Origin of the sequence: Nocardiopsis sp. EMB25 (assembly GCF_026797795.1) — a bacterium.
Lineage (GTDB): Bacteria > Actinomycetota > Actinomycetes > Streptosporangiales > Streptosporangiaceae > Nocardiopsis > Nocardiopsis lucentensis.
In genome coordinates this window covers 6,084,035-6,103,650 of record NZ_JAMTDN010000001.1, presented here as the reverse complement: position 1 = coordinate 6,103,650, position 19,616 = coordinate 6,084,035, and the positions used below count along the sequence as shown (strand labels likewise).

At 69.9% G+C, this 19,616-nt stretch carries 15 protein-coding genes; 7 read left to right on the top strand and 8 right to left on the bottom strand.

Translation table 11 applies throughout. The features are described 5' to 3' along the window. Nucleotides 1–325 precede the first annotated feature (325 nt). The 6 genes from KIK06_RS27250 to KIK06_RS27225 all read right to left on the bottom strand — a co-directional run bounded on the left by KIK06_RS27250 (nucleotide 326) and on the right by KIK06_RS27225 (nucleotide 7,754). Nucleotides 326–1,750 (bottom strand): NAD(P)/FAD-dependent oxidoreductase, encoded by a 1,425-nt coding sequence (locus KIK06_RS27250; protein WP_017598610.1) that lies wholly within the window; start codon nucleotides 1,748–1,750, stop codon nucleotides 326–328. A 226-nt stretch (nucleotides 1,751–1,976) separates the two neighbouring features. Further along, nucleotides 1,977–2,834, bottom strand: coding sequence for an ABC transporter permease (locus KIK06_RS27245; RefSeq protein WP_017598609.1), 858 nt, complete (start codon nucleotides 2,832–2,834; stop codon nucleotides 1,977–1,979). Next, entirely contained in the window at nucleotides 2,831–3,685 is an 855-nt protein-coding gene (locus KIK06_RS27240) for an ABC transporter permease (RefSeq protein ID WP_017598608.1), read from the bottom strand. The genes KIK06_RS27245 and KIK06_RS27240 overlap by 4 nt, the downstream gene beginning before the upstream one ends. A gap of 5 nt (nucleotides 3,686–3,690) precedes the next feature. Next, nucleotides 3,691–4,959 (bottom strand): ABC transporter substrate-binding protein, encoded by a 1,269-nt coding sequence (locus KIK06_RS27235; RefSeq protein WP_026127597.1) that lies wholly within the window; start codon nucleotides 4,957–4,959, stop codon nucleotides 3,691–3,693. Nucleotides 4,960–5,044: 85 nt separating this feature from the next. Continuing rightward, nucleotides 5,045–6,205: an ABC transporter ATP-binding protein gene (locus KIK06_RS27230; RefSeq protein ID WP_268645615.1), complete on the bottom strand. Its 1,161-nt coding sequence runs from the start codon at nucleotides 6,203–6,205 to the stop codon at nucleotides 5,045–5,047. 100 nt (nucleotides 6,206–6,305) lie between these two features. Further along, nucleotides 6,306–7,754 carry a gamma-aminobutyraldehyde dehydrogenase gene (locus KIK06_RS27225; RefSeq protein ID WP_017598605.1) on the bottom strand — a complete coding sequence of 483 codons (1,449 nt, stop codon included), beginning with the start codon at nucleotides 7,752–7,754 and terminating at the stop codon, nucleotides 6,306–6,308. A 235-nt stretch (nucleotides 7,755–7,989) separates the two neighbouring features. Between KIK06_RS27225 and KIK06_RS27220 the strand changes: the two genes are divergently transcribed. Then, entirely contained in the window at nucleotides 7,990–9,366 is a 1,377-nt protein-coding gene (locus tag KIK06_RS27220) for an aspartate aminotransferase family protein (RefSeq protein ID WP_017598604.1), read from the top strand. Nucleotides 9,367–9,635: 269 nt separating this feature from the next. Beyond that, entirely contained in the window at nucleotides 9,636–10,403 is a 768-nt protein-coding gene (locus KIK06_RS27215; RefSeq protein WP_017598603.1) for a peptidoglycan recognition protein family protein, read from the top strand. A 60-nt stretch (nucleotides 10,404–10,463) separates the two neighbouring features. On the opposite strand, the gene rox is transcribed toward KIK06_RS27215, so the two are convergent. Both rox and KIK06_RS27205 read right to left on the bottom strand, forming a co-directional pair. Further along, nucleotides 10,464–11,891 carry a rifampin monooxygenase gene (gene rox / locus KIK06_RS27210; protein ID WP_268645614.1) on the bottom strand — a complete coding sequence of 476 codons (1,428 nt, stop codon included), beginning with the start codon at nucleotides 11,889–11,891 and terminating at the stop codon, nucleotides 10,464–10,466. 229 nt (nucleotides 11,892–12,120) lie between these two features. After that, the gene (locus KIK06_RS27205; RefSeq protein WP_268645613.1) at nucleotides 12,121–12,579 is read right to left on the bottom strand and encodes a flavodoxin family protein; all 459 of its coding nucleotides are present in this window, start codon (nucleotides 12,577–12,579) and stop codon (nucleotides 12,121–12,123) included. Nucleotides 12,580–12,759: 180 nt separating this feature from the next. Here KIK06_RS27205 and KIK06_RS29295 point away from each other — a divergent pair, with 180 nt between their 5' ends. From KIK06_RS29295 to KIK06_RS27180, 5 genes are all read left to right on the top strand, one after another. Further along, nucleotides 12,760–13,746, top strand: a complete 987-nt coding sequence (locus tag KIK06_RS29295; RefSeq protein WP_327084670.1) for a hypothetical protein — start codon at nucleotides 12,760–12,762, stop codon at nucleotides 13,744–13,746. 457 nt (nucleotides 13,747–14,203) lie between these two features. Then, the gene (locus tag KIK06_RS27195; protein ID WP_268645612.1) at nucleotides 14,204–15,046 is read left to right on the top strand and encodes a nitrilase-related carbon-nitrogen hydrolase; all 843 of its coding nucleotides are present in this window, start codon (nucleotides 14,204–14,206) and stop codon (nucleotides 15,044–15,046) included. A 12-nt stretch (nucleotides 15,047–15,058) separates the two neighbouring features. After that, nucleotides 15,059–16,465, top strand: coding sequence for a dihydropyrimidinase (hydA, locus tag KIK06_RS27190; protein ID WP_017598598.1), 1,407 nt, complete (start codon nucleotides 15,059–15,061; stop codon nucleotides 16,463–16,465). Nucleotides 16,466–16,479: 14 nt separating this feature from the next. Next, nucleotides 16,480–17,508, top strand: coding sequence for a TIGR03842 family LLM class F420-dependent oxidoreductase (locus tag KIK06_RS27185; protein ID WP_268645611.1), 1,029 nt, complete (start codon nucleotides 16,480–16,482; stop codon nucleotides 17,506–17,508). A 440-nt stretch (nucleotides 17,509–17,948) separates the two neighbouring features. Further along, nucleotides 17,949–19,529, top strand: a complete 1,581-nt coding sequence (locus KIK06_RS27180; RefSeq protein WP_017598596.1) for an NCS1 family nucleobase:cation symporter-1 — start codon at nucleotides 17,949–17,951, stop codon at nucleotides 19,527–19,529. Nucleotides 19,530–19,616: the final 87 nt, after the last annotated feature.

Genomic DNA, 19,616 nt, shown 5'->3' with positions numbered 1-19,616 from the left:
ACACGGGCTCCCGGCCGCGTCCGGGCCGGGGCCTGCTGGCGTTCACCTCCAGTCTGTCCATCCTGGGGCTGTACACCTACCCCGTGTCCATGGCGGAGGGGCGGGACCTGGCCGCCGGGGGTTCGCCTTCGTCTGGGTACGAGGGTCGGCGGCACCGCGCCGCCGGACGCCCGACGCGTCGCGGCCCGGGCCGATCGTCGACCCGGGCCGCACCCGTCCGGGTCCGGGAGCCCTCACTCCCCCGGACCCGGGGTCCTCGTGTTCGAAGCATGCGCCCCGGGGCGCCCGAACCCGGTCCGAAGCGGCGGGCCCCAAAAGGCACTGCCTAGCTGTCGAAGCCCAGACCCATCGCGTCCAGGGTCCGCAGCCAGAGGTTGCGTTTTCCGTCGTTGCGGTCGGCGGCGGCCGTCGCCCGCAGCGTCAGCTCGATCCCCAGCGACCGCACCGGCTCCGGCGGGAACGGCAGCGGCTTCTCCCGCACCATCCGCAGCCGGGTGCGCTCGGTGTCCAGGCCGTCGAGCTTGTCGAGCATCACCTGCGCGCCGAAGCGCGTCGCCCCGACGCCGAGGCCGGTGTACCCGGCCGCGTAGGCCAGGCGTCCCTTGTGCGCGGTGCCGAAGAACCCGGAGAACCGGCTGCACGTGTCGATCACCCCGCCCCAGGTGTGCGTGAACCGCACGCCCTCCAGCTGCGGGAAGTTCTCGAAGAAGTGCTCGGCGAGCTTCTGGAAGGTCTCCGGCCGCTGGTCGAACTCGGGGCGCACCTTGCCGCCGTAGTGGTGCACGACGTCGTAGCCGCCCCACAGGATGCGGTTGTCCGAGGTCAGACGGTAGTAGTGGAAGAAGTTCGAGGCGTCGCCGACGCCCTGGCGGCCCTTCCACCCGATCGACGCCATCTGCTCGTCGCTGAGCGGCTCGGTCATCAGGGCGTAGTCGTACACCGGAGCCAGGTAGTGCCTCAGGCGGCGCAGCGGCCCTGGGAAGGCCCCTGTGCCCCACGCGACCTTCTGCGCGTGCAGGGCCCCGGCACTGGTCTCCAAGCGGAGCCCGGAGTGCGTGGACCGGATCGCCCGCACGGGCGTGTTCTCGAAGATCCGCACGCCCAGCTCCTGGCACGTGGCCCGCAGCCCCCAGGCGAGCTTGGCCGGGTGCACCATGGCGACCGCGTCGGGCTCGTACAGCGCGCCGACATAGGTGGGCGAATCCACCTCCTGACGCATCCGCTCGGCGTCCCACACGTGGGCCTCGTACCCCAGCTCGTGCATGGCCGCCGCGGACTCCTCGAAGCCCTCCGCCTGCCAGGGCGCGGTGGCCACGAGGATCTCCCCGGTGCGCTCGAACTCGCACTCGATCCCGTACCGCCGGACCGCCTCCTCGATCCCGTCGAGGTTGGCGCGTCCCTGCCGCTCCAGTTCGCCGACCTCCTCGGGCCAGCGCTCGGCGCCGTTGTCGTACCCGTGGGTGAGGCTGGCCGCGCAGAACCCGCCGTTGCGCCCGGAGGCCGCCCACCCGGCGGTCCTCGCCTCCACCAGCACCACGTCACGGTCGGGGTCGCGCTCCTTGGCGAGGAGCGCGGTCCACAGTCCGCTGAACCCGCCGCCGACCACGACGAGGTCGGCGTGGACGTCCCCGGTCAGGGACGGTGCGGGTTCGGGCACGTCGTGGCCCTCGATCTCGGGGTCCAGCCAGAAGACCTTCGGGCGGGCGCCCTTCAACGCCCTCTCCGCTCGCGCGGTCGCTCCGTCGGCCATGGGTTATCACTCCGCTTTCTCGTGACCGTGTCCGCCGACGTCCGGCGGGCACGGATCCCCTGTCCGGGGAAAGGGGGAGGTGGTCCGGCATGGACGGATGGTGCCGGAACGCCTCCCCCACCGCACGTACGACACACCCGGGATCCGGGATCCGCGGGGACGCCGCCGCGCGGGGTCGGTGTGGCTCGGTGGCGTCGGGACGTCCCCGCGGAGACGTCCCGACCGCTCACCTCCTGCGTCTGCTGCTGATGACGTTCACCACCGCGAGAACCACACCCACCAGGAACAGCAGCGTGCCCATGACGTTGACCTGCGGCGGGATACCGACGCGGGTGGTGCCCCAGATCCACAGGGGGAAGGTCGTCACGTCACCGCTGACGAACGAGGTGATGATGTAGTCGTCGATCGACAGTGCGAAGGCCAGCAGCCCGCCCGACATCACCGCCGGGAACAGCATCGGCAGGGTGACCAGCCGGAACGTGGTGAACGGTCCGGCGCCCAGGTCGCGTGCGGCCTCCTCCAGCCGCGGGTCCAGCGTGATGACGCGCGCCCGGACCGTGATGGCGACGAAGGACACGCAGAACATCACGTGCGAGACGACCGTCGTCCAGTAGCCCGTGGTGATGTTCATCATCAGGAACGTGGACAGCAGGGCGGCGCCGATGACCACCTCGGGCGCGCTGATCGCGGAGAACATCACCAGGTTGGTGAGCTGCTTGCCCCGGAAGGTGAAGCGGCCCAGCGCCAGGCCGAGGAGGGTGCCGAGCGCCCCGGAGATGACCATCGTCAGGAGCGCGATGCTCACCGAGTTGAACATCGCCTGGTTCAGGTCGGGGTAGGCGAGCGCGTCCTGGTACCAGCGGAACGTGAACCCCTGCCAGGTGACGTTGTGTCGCCCGGCCGGGTCGTTGAAGCTGAACGCGGCCATGAACAGGATCGGCAGGAACAGCCAGGCCAGGACCGCGATCGTGTAGACGCGCCCCCAGTCGATCCGTCGTCGCGGGCGCGCGGACCGCTTCACGGCCCCCGTGTTCTCCGGGGTTTGCGGGGCGGGCTCGGTGGGTGTGTGGACTCCGGTGCTCACGTGTGCACCTCCATGACCCGCTCGGTTCCCAGGGCCCGCGCGTAGCTGAAGATGCCGACCAGCAGGAGCCCCATGAGGACGAAGGTGATCGCCGAGGCGATCGGGTAGTTGTTGTTGACCAGGTACTGGGTCTGGATGACGTTGCCGATCATCGTGTTGTGCGTGCCGCCCAGGACCGACGAGTTGACGTAGTCGGAACTGGTCGGGATGAAGGTCATCAGCACACCGGCGAACACCCCGGGCAGGGACACCGGCAGGATCACCCGTAGGAAGGCCTGGACCCGGCCCGCGTACAGGTCGTGGGCGGCCTCCACCATGCGCGGGTCCATGCGCTCCAGAACGGCGTAGATCGGTAGGACCATGAACGGCAGGAAGTTGTAGGCCAGGCCCAGGATCACGGCGGGCGAGGAGTTGAGGACGGCCGCGTCGGACGGGAGCAGCCCGACTGACTTCAGGGTGCCCAACACGACGCCGTTGTCGGCGAGCAGGAACCGCCAGGAGATGGTCCGCAGCACGAACGACACGAAGAACGGCAGCAGGATGAGCAGCAGGTACGTGGACTTGTGCGCCCCGCCCCGGAACGCGATCCAGTAGGCCATCGGGTAGCCGATGGCGATGCACAGCAGTGTGGCGCAGCCCCCGTAGAACAGGGAGCGGACGATCTGCTCCCAGTAGGTGGCGACGGCCTCGACGTAGTTGCCCACCTCGAAGGTCTGCTGGAAGCCGGTGACCACGTTGCCCGTGGTCAGCGACAGCGACAGCATCCCGCCGATGGGCACGACGAAGAACATGGCCAGCCAGACCCAGGCCGGCAGCACCAGCACGTAGGGAGTGGTCTTTCGGTTGCTCATGGCGGTCAGCTCTGTGTGATGGCGTGGAAGAGGGACGCGAACCCCTCCTGGTCCTCGGCGGCCAGGTTCACGTAGTTGTGCAGCCGCTGGTACTCGGCCTCGGTCGGGAAGACGAGCGAGCTCTCGGCCATCTCCCTGAGCGCCTGGCCGCGCTCGCTGTCACCCTCGGCGTCGGCCCACTCCCCCATGACCTCCTGGACGTAGGGAACCGGGGTGATGTAGGCGATGTACTCGGTGAGTCCGGCGGCGATCTCCGGCTCGTAGAGGAAGTTCATCAGCTCGATCGCGTCGACCGGCGCCTGCGAGGTGTAGGGGATCATCATGCAGTCGGTCCAGATCGTGGCGCCCTCGTCGGGGACGACGAACTTGAGGTTCGTGCCCTCTTCGGCGTTCTGCTGGTAGATGTCGCCCGACCAGGCCATGGTCATCCACAGGTCGCCGTTGGTCAGCGGCTGGATGAAGTCCTGGCCGTAGTAGGCGCGCACGATCCCGGCGTCGCGCTGCTCGCGCAGGGCCTCGGCCGCGGCCTCCCAGTCCTCCCGGGTGGAGTCGGCCGGGTTGACGCCGTTCTTGAGCAGACCGAAGTTGGCGATCTCCTGGGCGTCGGCCATCATGCCGACCTTGCCCTCGAACGCCGGGTCCCACAGGTCGGCGATACTCGTGATCTCCCGGTCGACGTACTCCGGGTTGTAGGCGATGCCGGTGATGCCCGAGGTGTAGGGGACCGTGTACTTGTTGCCGGGGTCGTAGGCGGTGTTCTTGTAGATCTCACCCGCGTAGTCGGCGTAGTTGTTCAACCGGGTGTGGTCCAACTGCGCGAGGTAGCCGAGCTCGATCAGCTTGGCCAGCTCGAAACCGTTGGGCAACACGATCAGGTCGTAGCCGGTGTCGTCGCCGTTGGCGAGCTTGGGCTGGATCTGCCCGAAGAACGGTGCCGCCTCCTGCACGTCCTCCTTGTAGTCCACCTCGATCCCGGTGGCCTCGGTGAACTGCTGGAGCTGCGTGCGCTCGGAGTCCATGTACAGCGGCCAGTTGGCGAACCGCAGGGAGCCGGTCCGCTCCTTGTCACCCCAGTAGTCCTCGACGGGCTCAGCGTCGCGCTGCTGGCCGCCGACCCCGCAGGCGGACAGGGCGAGCGCGGCGGCGGCCACGCCGCCCGCCTGAAGGGTGCTGCGACGGCTGATGCCGGGCACGGCGAGGGAGCCTCGCTGTCGGCGGCGGGTCAGACCGCGCAGGAGCGAAGGGTCTGGGTTCAGGCGAGGACGGTGGTTCATGTCGAATTCCCTGCTTCTGATCGGGGGATGCGGCTTGGGGACCGGGCCGGTCCGGAGCGGTGTCCGCGGACCCGGTCGGGGTCGGTCAGTCGGACAGCGCGTAGGAGTGCTCGGGCAGCCAGGACAGCCACACCCGTTCGCCCCGTTCGGCGACCAGACCCGATCCCGAGGCGTTCTGCTGGAAGACCGTGACCTGCTGGTCCGAACCGATGTCGACCTGGTAGTGCGTGGCCGAACCGAGGTAGACGGTCTCGGTGACCGTCCCGGGCACGCGGCTGACCGCTCCCTCGGGCTCCGCCACACCGATGTGGACCTTCTCCGGGCGAACGGTCAGGTGGACCTCGCCGCCCGCCTCCGCCGTGTCCGGCAACTCGGCGGCCAGGGCGGTGGCGCCGTCGCCCACCTCGACCCGCCAGGGCTCCCCGCCGGAGCGGTCCCGGACCACACCCGTGAGCAGGTTGCTGGTCCCGATGAAGTCGGCGACGAAGCGGGTGGCGGGGCGTTCGTAGATCTCCGCGGGAGTGCCCAGCTGCTCGACCCGGCCGTGGTTCATCACCGCGATGCGGTCCGACATGGTCAGCGCCTCGCCCTGGTCGTGGGTGACGTAGACGAAGGTGATGCCGACCTCGCGCTGGATGCGCTTGAGCTCGACCTGCATGGACTGGCGGAGCTTGAGGTCCAGGGCGCCCAGGGGCTCGTCGAGCAGGAGCGCTCCGGGCTGGTTGACCAGGGCCCGGGCCAGCGCGACCCGCTGCTGTTGACCGCCGGAGAGCTGGGAGGGCCGGTGCTTGGCCCGGTGGCCCAGCTCGACGAGGTCGAGCATGTCCGCGACGCGGGTGCGGATCTCGGCCTTGGCGACCCCGCGTCGCCGGAGCCCGAACGCGACATTGTCGGCGATGTTCATGTGCGGGAAGAGCGCGTAGCTCTGGAAGACCATGTTGACGTCGCGGTGGTTGGCGGGGACCCCGGTGACGTCGCGGCCGTCGAGCCGGACGGTGCCGGAGGTCGGCTCCTCGAACCCGGCGATCATGCGCATGGTCGTGGTCTTGCCGCACCCCGAGGGGCCGAGCAGTGAGAAGAACTCCCCCGTGCCGATGGTCAGGTCGACCCCGGTCACGGCCGTGACCGTCTCCGACCCCGAACGGAAGGACTTGGTCACGTCCTCCAGGCTGATGGCGGGTTCCCCCGTCTGGGCTGGCGGCTCGACCGCCGCCTCGGGCGCGGACGTGGTGGTGCTTGTTGCCATGGCGGGGTGGTTCCTATCAGCTCGCGTTCCAGGGGAATGCCGGTCGGGCCGCCCGGCCGCGTGGTCGCGGTCCGGGTCGGCCGCCGGGTCGGGTGTCGGGTCAGTCACCGATGTAGCTCATGACGTGCTTGATCCGCGTGTACTCGTCGAAGGAGTACATCGACAGGTCCTTGCCGTAGCCGGAGTGCTTGAAGCCGCCGTGCGGCATCTCCGCGGTGATCGGGATGTGGGTGTTGATCCACACACAGCCGAAGTCCAGGCGGCGCGAGACGCGCAGCGCCCGGGCGTGGTCCCTGGTCCAGACACTGGAGGCCAGGCCGTACTCGACGGAGTTGGCCCACCGGACGGCGGTGTCCTCGTCGGTGAACCGCTGCACGGTGATGACCGGGCCGAAGATCTCGTCGGTCACCAGCTCGTCGCCCTGCTTGAGGCCGGACACGACGGTCGGGGCGTAGAAGAAGCCCTCGTCGCCGACCCGTTCGCCGCCGGCGAGGATCTCCGCGTGGTCCGGGGTGCGCTCCAGGAAGCCGCTGACCCGGGCGAGCTGGTTGGCGTTGTTGACGGGTCCGAACAGGGCGTCGGCGTTGCTCGGCGGGCCGGTCACGGTGCCTCGGGCCTGCTCGGCCAACGCGGCGGCGAAGTCGTCGTGGACACCCGGCGCGACGAGGACGCGGGTGGCCGCGGTGCAGTCCTGGCCCGCGTTGAAGAAGCCGGCCTCGGCGATCCCGGCGGCGGTCCGCTCGATGTCGGCGTCGTCGAAGACGATGACGGGTGCCTTGCCGCCCAGCTCCAGGTGGAGGCGCTTGAGGTCGCGGGAACCGGCCTGGGCCACCTCGAGCCCGGCGCGGGTGGAGCCGGTCAGTGAGATCAGCTGCGGGATCTTGTGGTCGACGAGCGCGCGACCGGTGTCGCGGTCACCGCAGATCACGTTGAACACGCCCGCGGGGAGGAACTCGGACGCGATCTCGGCGAGCAGCAGTGTGGAGACCGGGGTGGTGTCCGAGGGCTTGAGCACGATGGTGTTGCCCGCGGCCAGCGCGGGGCCGATCTTCCAGGCGGCCATCGCCATGGGGTAGTTCCACGGGGAGATCTGGCCGACGACGCCGATGGGCTCGCGGCGGATCCACGAGGTGTGGTCGGCCATGTACTCGCCCGCGGCGCGGCCCTCCAGGTTGCGCGCGGCACCGGCGAAGAACCGGAGCGCGTCCAGGACCTGGGCGATCTCCTCGCTCTTGGTCAGCGCGACGGGCTTGCCGCAGTTGCGCACCTCGGCCTCGACCAGCTCGTCCGCGCGGGCCTCGACCGCGTCGGCGAACTTGTTGAGGGCGATCTGCCGCTCGGCCGGCGTGGTGTCGCGCCACCCGTCCTCGAAGGCCCGCTGGGCGACCTTGAAGGCGTGGTCGACGTCGGCGGCGGAGGACACGGGAGCCGTGGCGAAGACCTTGCCCGTGGCCGGGTCGACGATGTCACTGCGGATTCCGTCGATCGTGTCGACGTACTTCCCGTCGACGAAGTTCCGGAGGTGGTCGAGATCGGTCCCCTGTGTCACGTCTGCTCCCTTGGCTGGTCAGGCACGTCGCGCGCGCTTTCGTGTCATGGATCACGTTGCCATCAGGACAGCAGAAGTTCAAGGGATTCCGTTGTAAAAGTTCGGTTTCGCGACGGATACTTGACAAGATCAGTCTTCGTGCCACTATTTCTATAGCGGGTCCATGCAGGGGCCCACGGGTCGACCGACCTTCCACACGGTCCCCGCACCTACCCAGCGATCATGGGAGTACCAAGTGGCAGCGAGCCTGAGCCCGCAGGACGTTCAGCGGGCCGCCAAGGACCACCTGTGGATGCACTTCACGGAGATGGCCGCCTACGACGATGCCGACGTCCCCGTCATCACCCGCGGTGAGGGCGTCCACGTCTACGACTCGAACGGCAAGAAGTACCTGGACGGCCTCGCGGGGCTGTTCGTCTCCCAGGCCGGGCACGGCCGCACGGAGATCGCCGACGCCATCGCCGAGCAGGCGAGGGAGCTCGCGTACTTCCCCATCTGGACCTACGCCCACCCGAAGGCCGCCGAGCTGGCCGAGCGGATCGCGGACCTGGCCCCCGGCGACCTGAACCGCGTGTTCTTCACCACCAGCGGCTCCGAGGCCGTCGAGTCCGCCTGGAAGCTCGCCCGCCAGTACTTCAAGGCGATCGGTGAGCCGCTCCGGCACAAGGTGATCAGCCGGAAGATCGCCTACCACGGCAGCAGCCTGGGCGCGCTGTCCATCACCGGCCTCCAGGGCATCAAGACCCAGTTCGAGCCGCTGGTGCCGAGCACCATCCAGGTGCCCAACACCGACTTCTACCGCGCGCCGGTCCACGGCGACGACCCGGAGGCTTTCGGGCGCTGGGCCGCCGACCAGATCGAGGACGCGATCCTCCAGAACGACCCGGACACCATCGCCGCGGTCTTCGTGGAGCCGGTGCAGAACTCCGGCGGCTGCTTCCCGCCGCCGCCCGGGTACCTCCAGCGTGTGCGCGAGATCTGTGACCGCTACGGCGTGCTCATGGTCTCCGACGAGGTCATCTGCGCCTTCGGCCGCCTCGGCGAGTACTTCGGCGCCACCAAGTACGGCTACGTGCCCGACATGATCACCTTCGCCAAGGGCGCGACCAGCGGTTACGTCCCGCTCGGCGGTGTGGTCGCCCGCGAGCGGCTGATGGAGCCGTTCAAGGAGGAGGGCAACGTCTTCCTGCACGGCATCACGTTCGCCGGACACCCGGTCGCCGCGGCCGCCGCGCTGGCCAACATCGACCTGTTCGAGAAGGAGGGCATCCTCGACAACGTCCGTGAGAACGCCCCGGTGTTCCGCGCGACGCTGGAGAAGCTGCTCGACCTGCCGATCGTCGGCGACGTGCGCGGCGACGGGTTCTTCTACGGCATCGAGCTGGTGAAGGACAAGGAGACCAAGGAGGTCTTCACCGCCGAGGAGTCCGCCCGACTGCTCAAGGGCTTCCTGTCGCAGGCGCTGTTCGAGGCCGGCCTGGTCTGCCGCGCCGACGACCGCGGCGAGCCCGTCGTCCAGCTCTCGCCGCCGCTGACCTGTGGCCCGGAGCACTTCGACGAGATGGAGCGCATCCTGCGCAAGGTTCTCACCGAGGCCTGGGAACGGCTCTGATCCCGCCGGTCCCGCGGTCCGCGTGCCCCCGCCCCCGACTTCCGGGCGGGGGCACGCCCCTTTTCCCCTTCCCCGGGCCGCGACGGGGCGGGGAGCGCCGAGGCCGGAACCCCGTCGGAAGGGCGCCACGCAGCCGATATCCCGAGATTCATGCCGCCCAAGGTCTGGTGTTCTCCGCGCATTGAGCGCACAATCAGTGAACAACTGGTAATCCAGCGTAGAGGTCTGTCTGAGCGAGTCCCCTCCACCACACCCGCAGGAGGTCACCCGTGATCGACTACCCGCGGACCTATTTCGGCTGGTCCGCCTCCTCCCCCGCCGACTACGCCGACCCCCGGTCCGGTCTCGTCGTCCACTACAACGGCCCCCCGACCGATCTCGACGGCCACGCCGCGTGCGTCTCCTACTGGAAGAACACGCGCGGCCACCACGTCGACGGCCGCGGGTGGGACGACATCGGGTACAGCTTCGGCGTCTCAGTCGAGGGCGGGATCTTCGAGGGCCGGGGGCTGCGCCGGTACCAGGCCGCCCAGGGCACCTTCTCCGGGAACGCGAACTACTACAGCGTCACCCTGATGATCGGCGAGGGCGAGCGGCCCACCGACGCCCAGATCGACGGCGTCCGCCGGCTGCGCGCCTGGCTGAGGTCCGACCACGGAGTGTCCGGGACGGTGCTCGGCCACCGTGACTTCGTATCCACCTCATGCCCAGGGAGTGTGCTCTACGCCCTGGTCGAGAACGGCACGTTCACCCAGGCCCCCGGGGCCCCTCCAGGATCGGGAGACGAGATGCTCGGACTCAAGGTCGGCGACAGCGGCAGCCGCGTCACACTGCTCCAGCAGATGCTCACGTACGCGGGCGCCAGCCTGCCCGAGTACGGGGTCGACGGCTCCTATGGCCAGGAGACCTCCGCCGCCCTGCTGTGGGTGCGCAAACAGATGGGCTCGAAGGCCACCGACGGTGACACCGTGACCTCCTACGCGCTCGCCCAGCTCCACGCCCAGATCGCCCGCCACCAGTCCGCCGCAGTGGGCTGACTCCCAGGGCCGCCCCGCCCGGAGCGAACCGTCCTCGCCCGGGCGGGGCCACCCGCGGACTCATCCGGCGGCGGCGCCGAACCACGTCGGCAGGTGGCCGACCAGTTCCTCCTGGTCCTCACCGACCCACGCCACGTGGCCGTCCGGCCGCAGCAGCACGGCGGGCGCGTCCAGTTCCTCGGTTCCGTCCACGACGTGGTCGATCCGGTCCGCCCAGCCCGCCGCCGAGAGCCGTCCGGTCCGGTCGAGCAGCAGTCCGCGCCCGCCGCGCGTCAGCTCGTAGAGGCGACCGCGCCTCAGCCCGATGTCGCGCATCCGCCCGCCGAGCAGGCCGTGCCCCTCACCGAAGTCGTACCTGACCGCGATCGCGGTGACCTTCTCGATGAGGTACCGGTTCACCTCCTCGAAGTCCATCAGCTCCGACATCAGACAGCGCACCGCCTGGGGACCCGGTTCGGTGGACATCAACTCCATCTGCGCGCGGGTGTTGTCCAGCACGTCGGCGGCCACCGGGTGGCGTTCGTCGTGGTAGCTGTCCAGCAGTCCCTCCGGAGCCCAGCCGCCCACCTCGGCCGCCAGTTTCCAGCCGAGGTTGAACGCGTCCTGGATACCGAGGTTGAGCCCCTGCCCGCCGGTCGGCGGGTGGACGTGCGCCGCGTCGCCCGCGAGCAGGACCCGGCCGACCCGATAGCGCTCGGCCTGCCGGGTGGCGTCGCCGAAGCGGGACAGCCAGCGCGGCGAGTGCACCCCGAAGTCGGTGCCCGCGACCGCCCGCAGCCGCTTTCGGAACTCCTCCAGAGTCGGTGGGGCCGAACGGTCCTCGGTCACCCCCTCGGCGGGAACGACGACGCGGTGCGCCCCGCCCCCGAGGGGCCCGACGCCGAACCGCTTCTGCGTCTTGCGGACCTCGGCCACCGTCGCGGCCACCGTTTCGGGCGGCATGGACACCTCCATCTCGCCCAGCAGCGTCTCGACCCTGGTGGGCTCACCGGGGAAGCCGACGCCGAGCAGCTTGCGCACCGTACTGCGGCCGCCGTCGCAGCCGACCAGGTAGCGCGAGCGCAGCCGTGTGCCGTCGGCCAGCTCAGCGGTCACCCCGTCGTCGTCCTGGCTCAACCCGACCAGCTCGCGTTCGCGCCGGAGCTCGGCGCCGAGCTCGGTGGCGCGTTCCTCCAGCAGGCGGTCGACGACGGGCTGCGGGATGCCGAGGACGTAGGAGTGCGCGGTGTCCAGCCGGTCGGGCCAGGAGGTGCCGAGACCGGCGAAGAAACCGCCCACCGTGAACTTCTGGCCGTGTTCGAGGAATCGCTCCAGCAGGCCGCGCTGGTCCATCACCTCGATGCTGCGCACGTGCAGGCCGAGCGCGCGGACGACGCTGGTCGGCTCCGCCTCCCTCTCCAGTACGACCACCCGCACACCGTGTAGCCGCAGTTCGCTCGCCAGCATCAGGCCGGTCGGACCACTCCCGACCACGATCACGTCAACCATGGAACCCCCGATCGAATAGCGCGGATGTCGGCCGGGCACCCCATGTGATCCGGCGACGGTCGACGATTCTGGGGCACGGCCCGGGTCTTGCCGCAAGCCCCCGGGTGCGCTATAGGTTGAAAGTGGCGGGAACCGTCCAGAATCCGGCGGCAATGCGTCCGGGACCTGTTCCCCTCGTCGGGCGTACCGGAGGCCGTCCGTCCGTCCCCGGCCCGGGCCACGGGCCGTCTCAGGCCTCCCCGAGCGCCGCGAGCGCCATCACCGCCCCCAGTTCCCAGCACGCCTCCCGCGCCTCGGCGTCCGGACGCCCCGTCACCGACAGTGGCGGCCGCTGCTGTCGCCACCCCATCCCCTTCGCGATCGACTCGACCGCGCGCACCGCCCCCGACGTGTCGTTGTCACCGTGGACGTAGAGCGCGTACGGCAGTCCCGCCGTGTCGCCCTGCGCGGGGTAGTAGACGTTGTCGAAGAAGAACTTCAGGGCGCCCGACATGTACCCGATATTGGCGGGTGTCCCGAGTATGACCGCATCGACTTCCAGCAGGTCAGGGACGGTCGCGGACAGAGCCGACTTCGTCCGTACCTCCACTCCTTCGATATCGTCGGTGTGGGCGCCGTCGAGGACCGCCGTCAGCATCTCCTGGGTGGCGGGCGAGACGGTGTGGTGAACGATGAGCAGTCGTGCCATGACCCCACAGTAGGCACGTCACGGGAACCGATCCGCTCCCGTCGGCGTCTGACCCGACAGAGAACGAGCAGCCGCTGATCGCGGGCGTCCCCGGCCGACGCCTCGACCCGGACCCGCGGGCAGGAAGCACCCCCCGGGCTCGGGCGCTCGCCCCGCTCACGGCAGAAAGCCAGGACCGCCATGAGCCAGCCTCCTTCGAACGGCCCCTACCAAGGACCTCCGCCCGGTATGCCCCCGCAGGGGCCCCACACCGGCGGTCAGCCCCCCATGGGTCCGCCCACCGGCGGCCAGCCGCCCATGGGCCCGCCGCCGCCCCCGGGCGGAGCGGGCATCCCTGGAGCCCCCGGCGACCCCTACGGCCACGGCAACGACCCCTACGGCCACGGCGGGGACCCCTACAACCAGGGCGGATCCCCCTACGGCCAGCCGGGCGCCCCGTACGCCCAGCACGGCACCGGCCCGTACGGCGCCCCTCCCCACGGTGACCCCTACGCCGCCCCGCCGATCGACCCCTACGGCAACCCGTACGGCCAGCAGCAGCCGAAGAAGACCTCCCCGTGGCTCTTCCTCGGTCTGGGCTGCGCCGCGCTGTTCGTCATCGGCGTCGTCGTGGTGGTCCTGGTCTCCGTCGTCTTCACCGGCGAGGACCCGCAGACCGTCGAGGCCCGTGAGCCCGGCGGCGCGGCCGACACCGACGAACCGGGTCTGGAGGAGCCGGCGGAGCCCGAGGAGCCGGAGGAGCCGGAGGAGCCCGCGGGCCCCGTTCCCGACCCCTCCGACATGGAAGCGGTCGGCAGTGAGTTCGAGTACGACGGCATGTCCTTCACCGTCACCGGCGTCGACGTGGTCGACGAACTGAACGGCACCGGGGCGGACGGCGAGTTCCTCGTGGTCGAGATCGACGTGGCCGACACCTCCGGTACGGGCAGCAGCTGGTTCTGGATGGACGAACAGCACGTGTACACGGCGGATGGCACCCAGTACGGGGAGGCCTACGACCTCACCCAGGAGATCAACGGCGACATCTACGAGGTCCTGGACCCGAACGGCGCCGTCTCCAGCGTGACGATCGCCTTCGACGTGCCCGACGCCGACGAGATCAGCTACATGGGCCTGAGCACCGAGACCTATGGGGGCAACGAGACCTACGTGTCCCTGGCCGACTGACCGGACGGTCGGACGCGGCCCGGTCCGCCCGACGTCGGCGCGTGGCGCACGCCCCGCACGGCCCTCCGCCCCCCGGGTGGAGGGCCTCACGCGTGGAACCGCGATCGTGGCGGGGGGTGACCGCCGGTCGGGCGCACGAGAGCGACAAGGTCCATTTCGGATATGTAGGGACATCCGAAATTCATGGCTTGATCAGCATCAAACCTGGCACTTCCTCCGAATTCCTACATCCACACAACGGACATTACTTCCCTAACGTCACATTGGCGAATATACGCAACACGATGGAATCACGTCCGCAAGAATGTCGGACGTTGACCGGTCATTCCCCTCTTCTCTAAGGTGCGACGGCACGCGCCACCTGCTCCCACCACCCGTGCGAACAGGCGATACGCGGACACTTCAGGCGTTCTTGGCCGCCCGGACCGGGCGGCGCTCAGCGAGGAGCGAGGGAACCATGCCGCACACCGTCCGTGCCGCACTCGTCCAGACCGAGTGGACCGGCGACACCGAATCCATGCTCTCCGCCCACGAGAAGTACGCGCGCGACGCCGCCGCGCAAGGGGCGAAGGTCATCGGGTTCCAGGAAGTCTTCAACGCGCCCTACTTCTGCCAGGTACAGGAGGCCGAACACCACCGCTGGGCCGAACCCGTGCCCGACGGCCCCACGATCACCCGTTTCCGGGCCCTGGCCAGGGAACTCGACATGGTGATGGTGCTCCCGGTCTTCGAGGTCGAAAAACCCGGTTTCTACTACAACACCGCCGCCGTCATCGACGCTGACGGCAGCTACCTCGGCAAGTACCGCAAGCACCACATCCCCCAGGTCAAGGGCTTCTGGGAGAAGTACTACTTCCGCCCCGGCAACCTCGGCTGGCCGGTCTTCGACACCGCCGTCGGCCGGGTCGGCGTCTACATCTGCTACGACCGCCACTTCCCCGAGGGCTGGCGCGCGCTCGGTCTGGGCGGAGCCCAGATCGTGTACAACCCCTCAGCCACCAGCCGCGGCCTGTCCGCCTACCTGTGGAAGCTCGAACAGCCCGCGTCGGCCGTCGCCAACGCCTACTTCGTGGCCGCGATCAACCGCGTGGGCGTCGAGGAGTACGGCGACAACGACTTCTACGGCACGAGCTACTTCGTCGACCCGCGCGGACAGTTCGTCGGCGACGTCGCCTCCGACTCCGACGCGGAGCTGGTCGTGCGCGACCTCGACCTCGACATGATCGACGAGGTCCGCCAACAGTGGGCCTTCTACCGGGACCGACGCCCCGACGCCTACGGACCGCTGGTCGAGGGATAGGGGGCGACGGACATGGGACGCACCGTCATCCGAGGCGGACTGGTCGTCACCGCGGCCGAGGAGGTCGAGGCCGACGTCCTGATCGAGGGAGAACGGGTCGCCGCCCTGGCCCTGCGCGGCACCGAGGCCGCCGGGACCTGGGCGCGCGGCGACGCCGCCGTCATCGACGCCACCGGCCACTACGTCATCCCGGGCGGCGTGGACGCCCACACCCATATGGAGATGCCGTTCGGCGGCACCCAGTCAGCCGACACCTTCGAGACCGGCACCCGCGCGGCGGCCTGGGGCGGCACCACCACCATCGTCGACTTCGCCATCCAGAGCCCCGGCCAGTCCGTCCGCTCCGGCGTGGACGCGTGGATGGCCAAGGCCGACGGGGCGTGCGCGATCGACTACGCCTTCCACGCCATCCTGTCCGACGTCAACGAGTCCTCGCTCAAGGAGATGGACGTCCTCGTCGACGAGGGCGTCACGTCGTTCAAGCTGTTCATGGCCTACCCGGGCGTCTTCTACAGCGACGACGGCCAGATCCTGCGCGCGATGCAGCGCGGCGCCGCCAACGGCGCGCTGACGATGATGCACGCGGAGAACGGCATCGCCATCGACGTCCTGGTGGAGCAGGCCCTGGCCGAGGGCCGGACCGACCCGCGCTACCACGGCGAGGTCCGCAAGGCGCTGCTGGAGTCGGAGGCCACCCACCGCGCGATCCAACTCGCCCGGGTGGCCGGGGCTCCGCTGTACGTCGTGCACGTGTCGGCGGGCGAGGCGGTCGAGGAGCTGGCGCGGGCCCGGGACAAGGGGCTCAACGTGTTCGGCGAGACCTGCCCGCAGTACCTTTTCCTGTCCACGGACAACCTGGCCGAGCCGGGATTCGAGGGCGCCAAGTACGTGTGCTCCACGCCGCTGCGCCCCAGGGAGCACCAGGAGCTCCTGTGGCGGGCGCTGCGCACCAACGACCTGTCCGTGGTCTCCACCGACCACTGCCCGTTCTGCTTCACCGGACAGAAGGACATGGGCGTGGGCGACTTCTCCAAGATCCCCAACGGCATGCCGGGTGTGGAGAACCGGATGGACCTGCTGCACCAGGCGGTGGTGGACGGACACATCAGCAGGCGGCGGTGGATCGAGATCGCCTGCGCCACGCCCGCCCGCATGTTCGGCCTCCATCCGAGGAAGGGGACGGTGGCTCCGGGTGCGGACGCCGACATCGTGGTCTACGACCCCCGGGCCGAACAGGTCATGTCCGCCGAGACCCACCACATGAACGTGGACTACTCGGCATACGAGGGCAGGCGCGTCACCGGCAGGGCCAGGACGGTGCTGTCACGCGGACGCGTCGTGGTCGACGACGGAAACTACCTGGGGCAGGCCGGGCACGGCCGGTACGTGCCCCGGTCCACCTGCCAGTACCTGGTCTGAGGAGGAGAAACAGCATGGACATCGGACTCGTCCTCCAGACCGATCCGCCCGCCGACCTGCTGGTGGACCGGATGGCGCGCGCCGACGGGCTCGGGTTCACCCACGGGTGGACCTTCGACTCGGTGGTGCTGTGGCAGGAGCCCTTCGTCGTCTACAGCCGGATCCTCGAGCGCACGGAGAACCTGGTCGTCGGACCGATGGTCACCAACCCGAGCACGCGGACGTGGGAGGTGACCGCCTCGCTCTTCGCCACGCTCAACGACATGTTCGGCAACCGGACGGTGTGCGGGATCGGGCGCGGCGACTCGGCGATGCGCGTGGCCGGGCGCAAGCCCGCGACCCTGGCCCGCCTGGAGAAGGCCATGCGGGCGATCAAGGACCTGGCCGAGGGTCGGGAGGCGGACGTCGACGGGGCGTCGATGCGCATCCCGTGGGTGCGGGACGGCTCCCTGCCGGTGTGGATGGGCGCCTACGGACCCAAGGCGCTGGACCTGGTGGGGCGCCGAGCCGACGGGTTCATCCTGCAACTGGCCGACCCGTACCTGACCGAGTGGATGGTCAAGGCGGTGCGGTCGGCGGCGGCGGACGCCGGTCGGGACCCGAGCGAGGTGAAGGTGTGCGTGGCGGCGCCCGCCTACGTCACGGACGGCTCGGCGCAGGGGCTGGCGCACGGACGCGAGCAGTGCCGGTGGTTCGGCGGGATGGTGGGCAACCACGTCGCCGACCTGGTGGAGAGGTACGGCGAGCACTCGGGGGCGGTCCCCGAGGAGCTGACCGACTACATCCGCGCACGGAAGGGCTACGACTACAGCCACCACGGGCGGGCGGGCAACCCGGACACCGAGTTCGTTCCGGACGCCATCGTGGACCGGTTCTGCCTGGTCGGCCCGGTCGAGGAGCATCTGGCGAAGCTGGAGCGACTGCGCGAGGCGGGCGTGGACCAGTTCGCCGTGTACGCGATGCACGACGACGTCGACGGGGTCATCGACGCCTACGGACGTGACGTGATCCCGGTGGTGTCCGCAACCGCGACGCCGTCCTGAAACACGGAGTCAACACGCGTCTCGCACACTGTCCGACGTGCGAGCAGAACGGTTCCGGGGTTCCGGGTGTGGCCGAGGTCCCCGGGAGACCCGGGGTTCCCGGACCACCCGGGGCCTTCCGGGCAGCCGGGCCTCCCGGGCCCTTCGGGGCCCTTCAGGGCGCTGGGGGTCCAGGAGGCCCGGGCTCCGAGGCCGCGGTCCCCCGCTCGCCGCGTCCCACCGCCGGACGGGGCGCGACGGGTGTCGGGTACCGCCCCATGGGGCCAAGGGGAACACCACACCATCCGCGCACCAGAACCCCCTTCCTGACGTGCGAGGATGATCGGCGTCCTGCGACGAACCCGAACATTCCTCCCGTCCACCAACGCGGGTCCCGAGCCGTGCCCGTGTCCCCGCCCACCTCGCGATCCCCCATCAGCACCACCGAAACCAGGTGTCACGTGACCCACGCTCCTTCCCCACCCGAACCCGCCGCCTCCTCCGCCGTCGTCACCCACCCCGACGGGCGCGTGTCCATGCCCAAGGGGCAGAACCTGCCCGAGGGCCCGTTCGTCAACGAGGACCTGCACCCCGTACCCATGTCCCGACGCACCTGGGGCACCGGAAGCTTCACCGCCCTGTGGGTGAGCATGTCGGTGAACCTGCCCGCCTGGACCCTCGCCAGCGGCCTGATCGCCGTGGGGATGGACTGGCGGCAGGCGGTCCTGACCATCGCCCTGGGCAACCTCATCGTGCTGGTGCCCATGGTCCTCACCGGCCACGCGGGGGCGAAGTACGGCATCCCCTTCCCCGTGTTCGCGCGCGCGTCGTTCGGGCTGCGCGGCGCCAACCTGCCCGCCCTGATCCGCGGGGCCGTGGCATGCGGGTGGTACGGCATCCAGACATGGATCGGCGGCCAGGGCGTGTACATCCTCGCGGGCCGCGCGTTCGGCGACGGCTGGAGCGGCGCGGCCGAGGTCGGCGGGCAGCCCTGGACGATGTGGCTGTCCTTCGGGCTGTTCTGGGTGGCCCAGCTCGGGATCATCCTGTGGGGCATGGAGGGCGTGCGCAGGGTCCAGGTGTGGGCGGCCCCGCTCATGCTGGTCGGAGGTGTCGCGCTGCTGGGGTGGATGGTCGCCCAGGCGGGTGGCTTCGGCCCGCTGCTGACGGTCAACTCCGATCTCGGGTGGGGCCCGGAGTTCTGGGCGCTGTTCTTCCCGTCCCTGATGGCGATGATCGGGTTCTGGGCGACGCTGAGCCTCAACATCAGCGACTTCACGCGGTTCTCGTCCTCCCAGCGCTCCCAGGTACTGGGGCAGACGTTCGGCCTGCCCACCACGATGGCGGCGTTCGCGCTGCTGGCCGTGATGGTCACGGCGGGCACACAGGCGGTCTACGGGGCTCCCCTGTGGGACCCGGTGGACATCGTCGCGGAGATGTCGAACGGAATCGCGCTGCTGTTCGCGATCTTCGTGGTGCTGCTGGCGACCGTGTCGACCAACATCGCCGCGAACCTGGTCGGGCCGGCCTACGACCTGGCCAACCTGAAGCCGAGGCTGATCAGTTTCCGGACCGGCGCGGTGATCACGTGCGTCGTCAGCGTCGCGATCTTCCCCTGGAGGCTGATCTCGGACCCGAACGTGTACATCTTCACCTGGCTCGGCACGGTCGGCGGCGTGCTCGGCACCGTGGGCGGCATCCTCGTCGCCGACTACTGGCTGCTGCGCCGGACCCGCATGAACCTGACCGCGCTGTACACGCGCCGCTCGGAGTACTGGTACACGGGCGGCTGGAACTGGCGGGCGCTGGTGGCCTTCACCGCGGGCGCGGCTTTGGCGGTCGGCGGCTCCCACTCCGCTCCTGGAGAAGGCCCCTTCCCCGAGGACGGACTGATCCCGTTCCTGGCTCCGCTGTCCGACTACGGATGGGTCGTCGGGTTCGCGTCCGCGCTGCTCATCCACTGGGGCCTGGGAGTGTTCCTGCCCGACGGCCGTTCCCGCGCGGCCGCCGGGCAGGGCGCGGCGGGCACACGGACCGGCTGACCCACCAGTCACCCGGGCCACACGGGAAACGACCGTGGGGTCGGCACGCGCGTGCCGACCCCACGGTCGTCGTCGGATGTGTTCCCG

What these genes read in the sequence shown, in the direction of transcription:
- KIK06_RS27250 (WP_017598610.1), bottom strand. Translation starts at nt 1,750, where the DNA reads ATGGCCGACGGAGCGACCGCGCGAGCGGAGAGGGCGTTGAAGGGCGCC.
- KIK06_RS27240 (WP_017598608.1), bottom strand. Translation starts at nt 3,685, where the DNA reads ATGAGCAACCGAAAGACCACTCCCTACGTGCTGGTGCTGCCGGCCTGG.
- KIK06_RS27235 (WP_026127597.1), bottom strand. Translation starts at nt 4,959, where the DNA reads ATGAACCACCGTCCTCGCCTGAACCCAGACCCTTCGCTCCTGCGCGGT.
- KIK06_RS27230 (WP_268645615.1), bottom strand. Translation starts at nt 6,205, where the DNA reads ATGGCAACAAGCACCACCACGTCCGCGCCCGAGGCGGCGGTCGAGCCG.
- rox (WP_268645614.1), bottom strand. Translation starts at nt 11,891, where the DNA reads ATGGTTGACGTGATCGTGGTCGGGAGTGGTCCGACCGGCCTGATGCTG.
- KIK06_RS27205 (WP_268645613.1), bottom strand. Translation starts at nt 12,579, where the DNA reads ATGGCACGACTGCTCATCGTTCACCACACCGTCTCGCCCGCCACCCAG.
- KIK06_RS29295 (WP_327084670.1), top strand. Translation starts at nt 12,760, where the DNA reads ATGAGCCAGCCTCCTTCGAACGGCCCCTACCAAGGACCTCCGCCCGGT.
- KIK06_RS27195 (WP_268645612.1), top strand. Translation starts at nt 14,204, where the DNA reads ATGCCGCACACCGTCCGTGCCGCACTCGTCCAGACCGAGTGGACCGGC.
- hydA (WP_017598598.1), top strand. Translation starts at nt 15,059, where the DNA reads ATGGGACGCACCGTCATCCGAGGCGGACTGGTCGTCACCGCGGCCGAG.
- KIK06_RS27185 (WP_268645611.1), top strand. Translation starts at nt 16,480, where the DNA reads ATGGACATCGGACTCGTCCTCCAGACCGATCCGCCCGCCGACCTGCTG.